Source organism: Streptomyces sp. NPDC047117, from assembly GCF_040643545.1.
Taxonomy (GTDB): domain Bacteria; phylum Actinomycetota; class Actinomycetes; order Streptomycetales; family Streptomycetaceae; genus Streptomyces.
This window is the reverse complement of sequence record NZ_JBEYUN010000013.1, coordinates 123192-136456: the sequence shown is the minus strand read 5'-3', so window position 1 is coordinate 136456 and position 13265 is coordinate 123192. Positions and strand designations below refer to the sequence as shown.

The window sequence follows — 13265 nt, the reverse complement described above, 5'->3', positions numbered from 1 at the left end:
CACGCCGCGTACCACCCTTCACCGAACACCCGAACGGAGACCAGCCCGCCGTGCCGTACGTCGTCACCCGATCCTGCTGCGCCGACGCCTCCTGCGTGCTGGCCTGCCCGGTCAACTGCATCCACCCCGCGCCGGGAGAACCCGGCTTCGGGACCGCCGAGATGCTGTACGTCGATCCGCGCACCTGCGTGGACTGCGGCGCCTGCACGACCGCCTGCCCGGTGGACGCGCTCAAGCCCCACACGGCGCTCGGCGAGGCGGAGTTGCCCTTCCTTGAGCTGAACGCCTCGTACTACAAGGAGAATCCGCACGACGATCGCGCGCCGATGTACGTACTGCCCAAGCAACGCAGCCTCCCGGCAGGCGAGTTGAGCGTCGCCGTCGTCGGCGCCGGTCCGGCCGGCCTGTTCGCGGCCGACGAGCTGCTGCGCCACCCCGGCGTGCGCGTCACCGTCTACGACCGACTCCCGACCCCGTACGGACTCGCGCGGGCCGGCGTCGCACCGGACCACCAGGACACCAAGCAGGTCACCGAGCTGTTCCGGGCCATCGAGTCCCAGCCCGGTTTCCGTTACCGCCTGGGGGTCGAGGTGGGCGCGGACCTCACCCACGCCGACCTGCTGCGCGAGCACCACGCGGTGATCTACGCGGTCGGCGCGGCGACCGACAAGCGCCTCGGCATCGAGGGCGAGGACCTGCCCGGCAGCGTCTCCGCGACGGACTTCGTCGCCTGGTACAACGGCCACCCCGACCGCGCGCACGACACGTACTCCCTCGACACCGAGCGGGCCGTCGTCATCGGCAACGGCAACGTGGCCCTGGACGTCGCCCGCATCCTGACCGCCGACCCCGAAGCCCTGGCCCGCACCGACATCTCCGACCGTGCGCTCGCCGCACTCCGCGCGAGCAAGGTCCGCGAGGTCGTCCTGCTCGGCCGCCGCGGTCCGGCCCAGGCGGCGTTCACGGTGCCCGAACTCCTGGCGCTCTCCGCGCTGAAGGACGTGGACGTACGGGTGGAGGGCTGGCCCGAGGGCCTGGCTCCGGACGCCACCGAGAAGACCCGCCTGCTGTCCGACCTGGCGGCCCGTGAACCGGTGGCGGGCCGGCGCCGCATCGTGCTGCGCTTCCTGACCAGCCCGGTCCGCCTCACGGGCGAAGGCTCGGTCGACGCCCTGGAGATCACGCCCACGACCCTCCACACCGATGAGACCGGCACGGTCCGCGCACGCCCCACGGGCGACACGGAGTCCCTGGAGACCGGTCTGGTCCTCCGCTCGGTCGGCTACCGGGCCCGCCCCGTCCCCGGCCTGCCCTTCGACGAGGCCGGCGCGACCGTCCCGCACGAGAACGGCCGGGTCGAGCCCGGTGTCTACGTCGCCGGCTGGATCAAGCGCGGCCCGACCGGCTTCATCGGCACCAACAAGACCTGCGCCCACGAGACGGTCGAGTCCCTCCTTGACGACTTCGCAGGCGGCCGCCTCGCCGGGCCGGCCGCCGGCGCCGGCGTGGCAGTGGATGCGCTGGGCCTGGACGCCTGGCGCGCGATCGACCGCGCGGAGCGAGCGGCGGGCGAGGCGGAGGGCCGCCCGCGGGTGAAGCTCACGGACACGGAGTCCCTGCGTCGCGCGGCGAACGGCACTGCGGCGGCGTGCGGTTGACGCGGCCGGCCCCCTGAGGCCGCAGACGTCAAGCCCCTTCCAGGGCCGACACCTTCTGCTGCGGGGACAGCTCGACGCCCAGATCCCGCAGCGTCGCGTCCAGCACCGCCCACACCGAGCGGCACAGCATCGCCCGCAACTCGTCCTCGGACACCTCGCGCTGAGGATCGCGCACCCACTGGTTGACGGAGGTGTCCACGAACCCCACGATGCCGACCGCGACGGACCGGATCCGCGCGTCCGGTACCCCGAGCGCCTTCAGTACCTCCCCGAACCGCTCGCTCAGCATCAGCGCGATGGCCGTCTTGGTGTCCGCCACCAACGAACCGTCACCCATCGCGTGCTCGCCGACACCCATGTAGGCGTACAGGCGCGGGTGCTCGGCCACCCAGTCGAGGTGTGCGCCCACCACCCGCTGCACGGACTCCTCGATGGTGCCCTCGAAGCTGAGCGTGGGCTCCATCCGCCGCATGAACGACTGCACCACGCGGCGCCGGATCAGCTCGTCCAGGCCCGCACGGTCCTTGAAGTGCCGGTACAGCACCGACCGCGACAGCCCGACGCGCTCCGCCAGGCGCTGCACCCGGAACGGCGCGCCCTCCTCCTCGATCAGCGCGACCGCCGCATCCACCAACTCCATCCGGCGCTGCGCCTTGTGCCCGTCCCAGCGGGTGGAGCGTCCGTCGATCTGCGGCTCACCGCCGGTTGTCTCAGCCATCACGCCAGGATATCGACCACTTGCGGACGCGAACGCACCCGGCGGCGGAGGGGCCGGCTGCAGCCATGACCGCGCAGCCAGGTGAGGTGTTCGGCGGAGAAGTGCGCCCTTCAGGGCCGTTTCACGTCCGTGTGTATGGCCAGCTTGAACTGGGCGTGCGTGATCGGGACCGCGACCTTCGTGTCACCGCTCCCCCGCGCGGAGATCTTCAGGCCGATCGGAGTGCCGGGGTGCACGAAGATCTGCCACATGTAGGTCTTGTACTGGCCGCCGCCGGTCTTCCAGGTGTCGGTGGTGGCGGTGGAGTCGTAGCCGCTGCCGGTGTTCAGCGGGTCGCGGACGAAGCGGGCGCGGTACTCGTTCGGGCGGGAGTCGGCGGCCCAGAAGACCATCGCGGAGAGCACGCCCCAGCCCTCGTGGCTGGGCCAGATCAGTCCGGAGCGCGCGTCGGGGAAGGCCGAGGCGGAGCCGCCGCCGTTGGCCGGGTCGTGCATGCGCCACGGGTCGTAGCTCTCGTCCGACTCGCCGTACGGGAACCGGACGAGGTGATAGCCGTCGCTGCCGTACGAGATCCGCTGGGTTCCGGCGCCGTGCCGGTTCGCGTCCCACAGCAGGGAACAGATGGTGACGGACACCTGGGCCTCCTTCGGGCGGCGCACCACTCGGGAGCGGCGCGGGGCAGAGGGGGGAGGGCAGAGGGGGGAGGGACGAACGTATGGGGCGGCGCCCCGCCGGTCAATGGGCCCGCGCCCGGCGGACGGCGGTCAGCTCTCGTCCGGTGCCCGCCCGGGCACCGGGCGCGCGGCCCAGGCGGCGAGGGCGTCGAAGTCCTCGGGCAGCAGGCCCACTGCCGCGTCGACGCGGTACAGCAGCGCGGGTCCGGTGTGGTGGTGGGCCACCCAGCGCCGGTCCGGCCGGCCGATCTCGTCGTCCACCCAGATGAAGGGGCGGCCCGCCACGCTGCGCACCAGGTGCCGGGTCTTCCAGTGCACGCCGGAGGGGTCCGCGTGGTGTCCGTCGGGCCAGTCGAGGTAGGGCAGCGGGGGCAGGCCGAGGACCGGCCCGATCCAGGTGTTGGCCGCGTCCTTCCAGGTGGTGGCCCACACCAGTTCGCAGCCGAGGGCGAGGAGGGCCGGACCGTGCGCGGGATTGAGCCGTACGAGCAGCGGATCACGCGGCGGCTCCCAGCCCGGCGGCCGCATCCGGTGCGTGGCGTAGCCGGTGGCGCGCCGCGTCTCCGGCGCCAGCCAGGGGTTGAGCGGGCCGTCGACGTCGAGCAGGAGCAGCGGTCGCGAATCCGTCACGCACCGATGGTCCCTTTCCCCGGGGCCCGCCGCCACCGGATCGGCCACAGGACGCGGATCGTTCCGCCGCGCGGCGGATCGTCCGGCTGCGCGGCGGAGCGGTCCGCTCCGCAGAGGCCCCACAGGCAGGTGGGCGACAGCTTCGGTGGATATTCGGCAGCGGACCGGTCCGATGTGGGCTCAGCCGGTCGGTTGCGCTGCACACCCATGCAGTTGCTGCCCAGAGCCGCCGCGGCACGGACCGGTTCGCCTATGTTCGCTGCGGCAGTGACATGGGTGCGCTCCGGACGGCGGCGCGACGGAAGGCGACGGGTGATGGCCGGGGAGCAGCGACGCCACGGCACGTTGCCCGTACAGCGGATGCGCTCCGGGGACCACGCGTTCTGCCGGTACGCGGCACGGCCGGCATGGGATCTGGTGGCCGCCTACGTGTGGCGGGGCCTGGAGCGCGGCGAGCGGGTGCTCGTCTGTCCCGCGCCGCAGACCGGGCCGGATGAAGCCCGTACGCGCCTGGAGGAGAACGGCCCCTCGCTGGACCTCGTGTGCGCGCGGGGGCAGTTGGAGTTCTCCAGCATGCGCAGGCTGCTCCACCCCGCGCCCCGCTTCACCGCCGCCCGCCAGTGGCAGCGCATCCAGGAGGAGACGGAGCGGGCGCTGGCGCATCGCTACTCCGGGCTGCGCACGTTCAGCGACATGCACTGGATCGCCGACCTCGGCGCGGACCTGGAGGAGGTGCTGGCAGGGGAGGCGAACGCGGCGCATCTGTTCACAGCACGCCCGTACAGCGAGGTCTGCGCGTACGACTCCGGTGCCTTCGAGCCGGCGGTGCTCGATGCCGTGCGCGCGGCCCACCCGCACGACCTGCTGGAAGCGCCCGGCATGCTGCGGGCGCTGCACACGGCCGGGCGCGTCCGGCTCATCGGCGACGCCGACCTGGCGACCCGGGGCGACTGGCTGGCCTCGCTGCGCGAGGCGTTCACGGGCGGGCCGCCCGAAGGCCGTCTGGTGGTGGACCTGTCCCGGCTGTACTTCCTCAGCGTGGGCTGCGCCTCCGATCTGCTGAACCTGGCCACCGACGCCCGGCACAAGCGGATCGAGGTACGGCTGGGCCGCCATCAGGCCACCCTGCTCGCCCGGCTCGGCAGCCACTACCTGAGGCACGTCACCCTGATCGAGGACCGCGACTCCTGACGCCGCCGTCTCCCCCGCAGGCCGGCGGCGGGCCGGGGAGACGGCGGGTGTTCAGCGTCCCCAGCGCAGTACCAACGGGTCGTGGCGGCGGGCCAGTTCGAGGAGACTCTCGCGGGTCTCGGGCGGAACCGGGCCGAAGGGGGCGCGGGTGCGGTCGGAGCCGATGACGCCGCCCTCGACGAGCAGGATCTTCTGTGCGCGCAGCCCGCACTGGCGGTTCTCGAAGTGGATCAGCGGCAGCAGCGCCTCCCAGTCCTCGACCGCGCCCTCCCGGTCGCCCGCGTGGTAGCGGCGCACGATCCGGCCGAGCCGGTCGGGGACCGTCGAGCTGGACATGGTGCCGACCGCGCCGGCGTCCAGGTCCGGTATGAGGGTCACCGCCTCCTCGCCGTCGAACGGGCCCTCCAGCCGGTCGCCGACGGCGGCGATGAGGGTGCGGAGCTTGTCGGCGGCGCCGGGCGTCTCGATCTTGGCGTACCGCAGCTGCGGCACCTCCTTGACCAGGTGGACGAGGACGCCGACGGGGAGCGGAGTGGTGGACATGGGGGCGTCCTGGACCATGAGCGGCAGGTCGGTGGCGGCGGCCACGGTGGTGAAGTAGTCGGTCAGCGCCGCCTCGGGGACCGCCATCGTGGCGCCGAAGAAGGGCGGCATCAGCATCACCATGTCGGCGCCCATCGCCTGCGCCTCCTTGCCGCGGCGGGCGGCGACGCGGGCGCTGTAGTGGCTGGTCGTCACGACCGTCGGGACGCGGCCCGCGGTGTGTTCGAGGACCGTGCGGCACACCCGGTCGCGCTCCTCGTCCGTCAGCGAGAACTGCTCGGAGTAGTTGGCGAGGATGCACAGCGCGTCGGCGCCGCCGTCGATGAGGTAGTCGACGACCCGGGTCAGTCCGGCGAGGTCCAGCTCCTCCTCGTCGTCGAAGACCGTCGGGACGACCGGGATCACACCGCTCAGGGGCGTCGTCAGCATGGGAGCCTCTCTGGTTGCGTTCGATATTTCGAACGCTGTCCGACCTGTTGAGCGGGAGCGTAAAGCCGCCCTCTGAGCGGCGTCAATGAGCGGGAGAGGGGGCACCCCTGAGGGCACGTCAGGCCGCGAGCGCCGACGGAGCGGACGGGGAGGCGTCGTTGACACCCCTCACCCCCGGTCCTAGCGTGCTCCGGATATCAACCGCTGGCCGATATCTCGAACACCCGACTGTCCGGTCCCCGCTCCGTCCACGTATCGAGGTGCTCATGGTCCTGCCCGCCACCGCCCGCGCCCTACGCCTACGGCCCCAGGACGACGTCGCGATCGCGGTCGCCGACCTGTCGGCGGGCGCCACGGTCGACGCGGACGGCCTCGCCGTACCGCTCCGCGGTGACATCCCCCGCGGCCACAAGATCGCCCTGCGCGCCGTCCGCCGGGGCGCGCCGGTGCTGCGGTACGGGCAGATCATCGGCTTCGCGGCGGCGGACATCGCGCCGGGCGACCACGTCCATCTGCACAATCTGGAGTACCGGGAGTTCGAGCGCGCCTACGAGTTCTCCGTGGACGCCCGGCCCACGGAGCTCCTGCCGGCCGCCGAGCGGGCCACCTTCCAGGGGTACGTACGCGCCGACGGCTCGGTCGGCACCCGCAACTACCTGGGGATCCTCACCAGCGTCAACTGCTCGGCCACCGCCGCCAAGCAGATCGCCGCACGGCTCCGCCACTCCGGCGTCCTCGACGACTACGGCCACATCGACGGCGTCGTCGCCCTCACCCACGGGCAGGGCTGCGGGCTGGCGGCGGACGGCGAGGGCATCGAGGTGCTGCGCCGCGTGATGCGCGGCTACCTCACCCACCCCAATTTCGCCGGCTTCCTGCTCCTCGGGCTGGGCTGCGAGGACAACCAGGTCAAGGCGCTGACCGACGGGCTGCCGCTCCGCTCCGACCTGCCGGTCTTCGCGAGCACGATCCAGGAGCTGGGCGGGACGCGGAAGACCGTGGCGGCCGGGATCGAGCGGCTGACCGACATGCTGCCGGCCGCCGACCGGGCCCGCCGGACGACGGTGCCGGCGAGCGAACTGATCCTCGGCACGAACTGCGGCGGCTCCGACTCCTACTCCGGCATCACCGCCAATCCGGCGCTCGGCGACGCCGTGGACCGGCTGGTCCGGCACGGCGGCACCGGCGTCGTGGGTGAGACCCCGGAGATCTACGGCACGGAGCAGCTGCTCGTGCGCCGCGCGGTCACCCGGGAGGTCGGCGAGAAGCTGCTGGAGCGGATCGCGTGGTGGCGCGAGTACACCGCGAGGAACGGCGGCTCGATGGACAACAACCCCTCCCCCGGCAACAAGGCGGGCGGCCTCACCACCATCCTGGAGAAATCGCTCGGCGCCGTCGCCAAGGGCGGCACCACCGCGCTCGCCGACGTCGTCGACTACGCGGCGCCGGTCACCGGCAAGGGCTTCGTCTTCATGGACACCCCGGGCTACGACCCGGTCTCGGTGACCGGCATCGTCGCCGGCGGCGCCCAGGTCGTCTGCTTCACCACGGGGCGCGGCTCGGCCTTCGGCTGCGCTCCCGTACCGAGCCTGAAACTCGCCACGAATACCCCGCTGTACGCGCACATGACCGAGGACATGGACATCGACACCGGCGGCATCATTGACGGCGTCAGCACCGTCGAGGAAACGGGGCGGGCGATTTTCGAACGGGTCCTCGCGGTCGCCTCGGGCGAGCCGACGAAAAGCGAAGCCATGGAATACGGCGAGGAAGAATTCGTGCCGTGGCACATCGGTACGGTGATGTGACCGGGCAAATACCGGCACGGACGAGACGTATCACCATGTGAGACAGCGGAGCGTCGCGTTGCGGTGATCTGCGCGGTTGTCCGACACTCCCTGGTCGGGAACACCACCCTCTGTTCCCGGGTAACCCTGAGAGTTCGGATGAACACCGTGAGTCTGCTACGAAAGAAGCCCCTCGAACGCGCAATGAAGGAGGCTCGCGGAGAAGGCGAACAACGCCTGCGCCGTGACCTTTCCGCGCTGGATCTCACCATCCTCGGGGTAGGTGTCATTCTCGGCACCGGAATCTTCGTACTGACCGGCACGGTGGCCCGCGACATGGCCGGCCCGGCCGTCGCGCTCTCCTTCGTCGTCGCCGCAGCGGTCTGCGGCTGCGCGGCGCTGTGTTACGCCGAATTCGCGTCCTCGGTGCCGGTCGCCGGGTCCGCGTACTCCTACTCCTACACCTCGCTCGGCGAGCTGCCCGCCTGGATCATCGGCTGGGCCCTGAGCCTGGAGCTGATGCTGGCCACCTCGGTGGTCGCGGTCGGCTGGTCCGGCTATCTGAACTCGATGCTGCACGGCATCGGCCTGCACCTGCCGGCCGCCGTGAGCGGCGGCGACGGCTCCGTGATGAACCTGCCGGCCGCCCTCCTCATCCTCGTGCTCACCGGCGTGCTCATCGCGGGCGGCAAGCTGTCCAAGGGCGTCACGAACGTGCTCGTCGCGGTCAAGCTGGCCATCGTGCTGCTGGTGATCATCGCGGGCGCGTTCCTCATCGACACCGCGAACTACCACCCCTTCATCCCCGACGCCCAGCCGACCGGCAAGGTCTCCGGGCTCCAGGCCCCGCTGCTGCAGGTGCTGACCGGCATCACCCCGACCGCGTTCGGCGTGTCCGGCATCCTCAGCGCCGCGGCGCTGGTCTTCTTCGCGTACATCGGCTTCGACATGGTCGCCACCACCGCCGAGGAGACCCGCAAGCCGCAGCGCGACCTGCCGATCGGCATCATCGCCTCGCTGGTCATCGTCACCGTGCTCTACGTCGCGGTGTGCCTGGTCGTCACCGGCATGCAGCACTACTCCGAGCTGTCGGTGCAGGCACCGCTCGCCGACGCCTTCACGGCGAAGGGGCACCCGGGCTTCGCCACCGTCATCAGCGTGGGCGCGGTGGTCGGCCTGACCGCCGTGAGCCTGATCTGCTTCCGCTCCCAGAGCCGGGTGGTCTTCGCGATGGCCCGTGACGGACTGCTGCCGAAGGCGCTGTGCAAGGTGGACCCCAAGCACGGCACGCCGAAGATCAACCTCTGGGTGCTGGGCGTCCTCATGGCGTGCCTGGCCGCGTTCCTGAAGTTCGACCTGCTCGCCGAGATGGTCAACATCGGCACGCTCTTCGCGTTCGGCGCGGTCTCCGCGAGCGTGCTGATCCTCCGCCGGACCGCGCCCGACCTGCCCCGGGCCTTCCGTACGCCCTGGGTGCCGGTCATCCCGCTGGTCTCCCTCCTGTGCTGCCTGTACCTGATGCTCAACCTCCAGGTGTTCACCTGGATCGGCTTCCTGGTCTGGCTCGCGGTCGGCCTCGCGCTGTACTTCGGCTACGGCCGGCGCCACAGCCTGCTGGGGAAGGAACAGGAAACCCCCGCGGTGCGGCCCGAAGCGGGCTGACGACCTGGCTGTGGTGTGCCACGGGCGACGTCGCCTGCCATGAGCGGCACCAGGAAAGGGGCGGCGCCGGAATCCTCCGGTGCCGCCCCTTCCGGTTATCCGCCCGCCGGCTCAGGAGCCCGACATGACGTCCCCGAACATGGGGTCCTCCCCCGACTTCCCGATCCCGACGGACGACGCACCGAAGCTCACCGCGCCGGTGGCCGTGGTGCCTCCGGTGGAGCCGCGCAGGACCCACACGGCGCCGTCGTCGCTGTTCTCGCCGCCCGCGCCCACCGACAGGTCGGCGCGGCCGTCCTTGTTGTGGTCGGCGAGGTGGATGGCGTCGCCGAACATGTCCGACGACTCGTTGGCGCCCGGGACACCCGGGGTGCCCTGGTGGAAGGACTGGGCGCCGTTCCCCGTCAGGCCGGCGGCGCCACCGTGCAGCACCCAGACGTTGCCGGTGTGGGAGGCGGAGCCGATGGTCTCGAAGCTCGCGCCGACGGCGAGGTCCGGGTAGCCGTCGCCGTTGACATCGCCCGCGGCGAGGGTGCCACCGAACAGGTCGTCGGACTCGTCCGCTCCCGGCACCCCCTCGGTCGCCTGGCTGAAGACGGCGCTGCGCGTGGTGTCGACGCCCGCAGCGCCGCCGTAGAACACGGTGGCGTAGCCGCCCTCGGCCGTCTGGTCGAAGATGGCGAGGAAGTCGGTGCCGACGACCAGGTCGTCGTGCCCGTCGCGGTCGAAGTCGGCCACGGTGAGCGCGCCCGCGTAGCCCGGGCCCGCCTCGGTCTGCAGCGTGGGCCCGGTCGAGGTGCCCCGGTAGACGAAGTTGCCCGCGGACGACCCCACCACCACGTCGTCGACCCCGTCGTCGTCGAAGTCCCCGGCGGCCATCTGGACGGCGCCCTTGGGGTACCCGCCGGACTCGATCTGCGCGTCGAAGCGCAGCTTCCCGGCCGCGCCACCGGACTTGGTGAAGCCGCCCTTGAAGATCCACACGTCCTTGCCGGTGGAACCGACCGCCAGATCGGCCTTCCCGTCACCGGTGAAGTCGCCGACCGCGAGGGACTGGCCGAACCGGTCGTGGCCCGAGGCGTTCGGGTCGCCGACCGTCGTGCCGCCCGACAGGCCGGAGGCGCCGCCCCAGAGGATCGTGACCGAACCGCCGTCGGCATCGCCGCCGACATCCTCCTGCGGTGTGCCCACGACGAGATCGCCGTAGCCGTCGTTGTTCAGGTCGCCGTGCGCGAGTTCGGTGCCGAAGCGGTCGGAGGTCTCCGAGGCGCCCGGCACGCCGGAGGAACTCTGCGTCGTGGTCTTGTGGCGCGCGGCGCTGATCCCGCTGGACGAGCCGTAGTTGACGACCACGGCACCCGCCTTGGCCTTCCCGTTCGCGACCGCACCCGGGGCGGCGGTCGCCAGATCGCGGTAGCCGTCACCGTTGAAGTCGTCGGCGAGGCCCGACGCGGCAGCACTTGCGCTGCCGGGCAGGGCGATGAGCAGTCCGCCGGCCAGGGCGGCTGCGACAACGGTGGCGCCCAGGGCGACGGAACGCCGGGAACGCTTGCGAGGGGGCTGGGACATACGTTTCTCTCCAGTTCATCCATACGAACTCCGAGATGACCTCCGGCGAGCCCGAAGGGTTGTACGGGAAGGGAGAGGTGTGGGTGGCCACGCGGTAATCTCCCGCCGAGGCCGCGGCACGGGCGCGGCACGGGGGAAGGGAGCACCGGTGACCACCGAGAGCGCCGGCAGTGTCGAACGGATCGGGCCGCCGGTGCGCGGCGGGGAACGGGAGACGCTGCGCGCCATCCTCGACTACCACCGCGCCACGCTCGCGATGAAGTGCGAGGGCCTGACCGACGAGGAGCTGCGCCGCCGCTCCGCTCCACCGTCCACGCTCACCCTGCTCGGCCTGGTACGGCACATGGCCGAGGTCGAGCGCACCTGGTTCCGCCGGGTGATCGACGCCGAGGACGTCCCCCTCGTCTGGTCGGACGAGGGGGACTACCAGGTCGCGTACGACGCGCGCACCGCCTCCCGCGAGGAGGCGTTCGCCGCCTGGCGGACGGAGGTCGCACACGCCCGCCGCATCGAGGCGGCGGCCCCCTCGCTCGACGTCACCGCCCACGCCGCCCGCTGGGGCGAGGACGTCTCACTCCGCCTCGTCATGCACCACGTCACCCTCGAATACGCCCGCCACAACGGCCACGCGGACTTCCTCCGCGAGGCCATCGACGGCACGGTGGGCGCCTGAGAGCGCGCTAAGCCGCCTCTCGTTCCGCCGTGACCTGGCGTACCAGGTCCACGGCGCGGCCCAGGGTGGCGAGGCGGGCCTCCGGGGTGTCGCCCGCGGGGTAGAGGCGTACGGTGTCGACGCCCGCGGCCTGCCAGACCCGCAGCCGGTCACGGACCCGCTCCTCGGTGCCGATGAGGGTGGTGCCGAGCACCATCTCGTCGGTGACCAGCCCGGCCGCGCCCTCCCGGTCGCCGGCCTGCCAGCGTTCCCGTACGGCGGCGGCGACCTCGGCCCAGCCCTGGCGGCTGTAGGCGGCGTTGTAGAAGTTGGTGCGCGCCGAGCCCATGCCGCCCAGGCTGAAGGCCAGTTCCTTCTTCCGGCCGGCCACCATCGCGCGCAGCGCGTCCTCGTCGTCGGCGAACGCCACCTCGGCGCCCTGGCAGACGTCGAGTTGCGCACGCGTCCGGCCGGCGGCGGACAGCCCCGCGTCCAGGTGGTCAAAGTAGGCAGCTTTCGCCCCCTCGGGCACGAAGGACGTGCCCAGCCAGCCGTCGGCGATCTCGCCGGTGAGCCGGAGCGTCTTCGGCGAGAGGGTGGCCAGGTAGACGGGGATGTCGTGCTCGGCGCGCATCGACAGGCGCATCGGCCGGCCCTCGCCGCCCGGCAGCGGGACGGTGAACTCCCGCCCCGAGTAGTCGATCTTCTCGCCGGACACCGCCTGCCGCACGATCTCGACGGTCTCCCGCATCCGGGTCAGCGGCCGGGCGAACGGCACACCGTGCAGCCCCTCGATCACCTGCGGCCCGGACGGCCCGAGGCCGAGCAGGAAGCGGCCTTCGGACAGCTGCGAGAGGGTGAGCGCGGCGCGTGCGATGGCCACCGGCGTACGGGTCGCGAGCTGGATGACGCCGGAACCGAGCAGGATGCGGTCGGTGCGCGCGGCGAGGTACCCCAGCGCGGACGGCGCCTCGGCGCCCCAGGCCTCGGCCACCCAGCAGATGTCCAGGCCCAGCTTCTCGGCCTCGGTGACGTGGTCCACCAGCTCGGGCCAGGGCGCGCCGGACGCCTCGATCGTGGTCGCCGTACGCATCAGGCGCCCGCCGCGCCGGAGGCGGCGCCCGCGCCCTCGGCCCGTTCCTTGAGTGCTCCGAGGGTGGCGGTGATGTTCCGCTCGAACTCCCGCAGCCGGACGTGGACGATCTTCTGCTCCTTCTCCGGCATCCGTTCGATGGCCTGCGAGAGGCCGGACCGGCCGGGCCCCAGCCGGACCCACTGCCGCAGCCGGGTGCCGCCGTCCTCGGGGGTGAGGGTGAACCGCCAGGTGGCGGAGGGGTGTTCGGGGTCCTCCACGGCCCAGGCGAAGGCCCGCGGCGGAACGCACTCCACGACGTGGGAGGTCGTCCGCCACTCCCCCAGCGCCTCGTGCGCGCTGCTGCCGGTGAAGCGGGCGCCGAGGGCCGGGCCGGCCGCGCCGTCCAGCCACTGCGCCGCCTGCAGTTCGCCGCTCAGCTCGGGCATCAGCTCGATGTCGGACACCAGGCCCCAGACCCGCTCCGGCGGCGCCCCGATCCAGGTGTCCACCTCGACCGTCGGCCCGTCCGCGTACCGTGCGCCCGTCCACTCCATGCCCGTCCGGCCTCCTCGGATCCTCACGAAAACGTTCTGACCACCAAAGTTGCGTAGATGAACTCACCTGTCAAGGGTCGGCCGCGGCGAACACGGCCGGGGGCGGCGCTCGCACCCCGGCAG

General features: G+C 72.1%; 12 protein-coding genes. 5 read left to right on the top strand and 7 right to left on the bottom strand.

The window, feature by feature from the left end; all coding sequences use genetic code 11:
- Positions 1 to 50: 50 nt before the first annotated feature.
- Positions 51 to 1658 (top strand): FAD-dependent oxidoreductase, encoded by a 1608-nt coding sequence (locus ABZ840_RS24715; RefSeq protein WP_361562310.1) that lies wholly within the window; start codon positions 51 to 53, stop codon positions 1656 to 1658.
- A 28-nt stretch (positions 1659 to 1686) separates the two neighbouring features.
- Here the strand turns inward: ABZ840_RS24715 and ABZ840_RS24710 are convergent, their stop codons facing one another.
- From ABZ840_RS24710 to ABZ840_RS24700, 3 genes are all read right to left on the bottom strand, one after another.
- On the bottom strand, positions 1687 to 2376 hold the full coding sequence (locus tag ABZ840_RS24710; RefSeq protein ID WP_361562309.1) for a TetR/AcrR family transcriptional regulator: 690 nt from the start codon (positions 2374 to 2376) through the stop codon (positions 1687 to 1689).
- A 110-nt stretch (positions 2377 to 2486) separates the two neighbouring features.
- Positions 2487 to 3011, bottom strand: coding sequence for a hypothetical protein (locus tag ABZ840_RS24705; RefSeq protein WP_361562307.1), 525 nt, complete (start codon positions 3009 to 3011; stop codon positions 2487 to 2489).
- A 129-nt stretch (positions 3012 to 3140) separates the two neighbouring features.
- The gene (locus tag ABZ840_RS24700) at positions 3141 to 3680 is read right to left on the bottom strand and encodes a hypothetical protein (RefSeq protein WP_361562306.1); all 540 of its coding nucleotides are present in this window, start codon (positions 3678 to 3680) and stop codon (positions 3141 to 3143) included.
- A gap of 315 nt (positions 3681 to 3995) precedes the next feature.
- Between ABZ840_RS24700 and ABZ840_RS24695 the strand changes: the two genes are divergently transcribed.
- On the top strand, positions 3996 to 4871 hold the full coding sequence (locus ABZ840_RS24695; protein ID WP_361562305.1) for an MEDS domain-containing protein: 876 nt from the start codon (positions 3996 to 3998) through the stop codon (positions 4869 to 4871).
- 51 nt (positions 4872 to 4922) lie between these two features.
- Here ABZ840_RS24695 and ABZ840_RS24690 read toward each other — a convergent pair whose 3' ends face one another.
- Entirely contained in the window at positions 4923 to 5843 is a 921-nt protein-coding gene (locus ABZ840_RS24690; protein WP_361562303.1) for a dihydrodipicolinate synthase family protein, read from the bottom strand.
- Between the two features lie 266 nt (positions 5844 to 6109).
- Here ABZ840_RS24690 and ABZ840_RS24685 point away from each other — a divergent pair, with 266 nt between their 5' ends.
- Both ABZ840_RS24685 and ABZ840_RS24680 read left to right on the top strand, forming a co-directional pair.
- Positions 6110 to 7651, top strand: a complete 1542-nt coding sequence (locus tag ABZ840_RS24685) for an altronate dehydratase family protein (RefSeq protein WP_361562302.1) — start codon at positions 6110 to 6112, stop codon at positions 7649 to 7651.
- Between the two features lie 138 nt (positions 7652 to 7789).
- Positions 7790 to 9292 (top strand): amino acid permease, encoded by a 1503-nt coding sequence (locus ABZ840_RS24680; protein WP_361562300.1) that lies wholly within the window; start codon positions 7790 to 7792, stop codon positions 9290 to 9292.
- 111 nt (positions 9293 to 9403) lie between these two features.
- Here ABZ840_RS24680 and ABZ840_RS24675 read toward each other — a convergent pair whose 3' ends face one another.
- On the bottom strand, positions 9404 to 10861 hold the full coding sequence (locus ABZ840_RS24675) for an FG-GAP and VCBS repeat-containing protein (RefSeq protein WP_361562298.1): 1458 nt from the start codon (positions 10859 to 10861) through the stop codon (positions 9404 to 9406).
- Between the two features lie 148 nt (positions 10862 to 11009).
- Here ABZ840_RS24675 and ABZ840_RS24670 point away from each other — a divergent pair, with 148 nt between their 5' ends.
- The gene (locus tag ABZ840_RS24670; RefSeq protein WP_361562297.1) at positions 11010 to 11534 is read left to right on the top strand and encodes a DinB family protein; all 525 of its coding nucleotides are present in this window, start codon (positions 11010 to 11012) and stop codon (positions 11532 to 11534) included.
- A gap of 7 nt (positions 11535 to 11541) precedes the next feature.
- Here ABZ840_RS24670 and ABZ840_RS24665 read toward each other — a convergent pair whose 3' ends face one another.
- Positions 11542 to 12606, bottom strand: coding sequence for an LLM class flavin-dependent oxidoreductase (locus tag ABZ840_RS24665; protein ID WP_361562295.1), 1065 nt, complete (start codon positions 12604 to 12606; stop codon positions 11542 to 11544).
- Entirely contained in the window at positions 12606 to 13142 is a 537-nt protein-coding gene (locus ABZ840_RS24660; RefSeq protein WP_361562293.1) for an SRPBCC family protein, read from the bottom strand. The genes ABZ840_RS24665 and ABZ840_RS24660 overlap by 1 nt, the downstream gene beginning before the upstream one ends.
- Between the last annotated feature and the right edge of the window lie 123 nt (positions 13143 to 13265).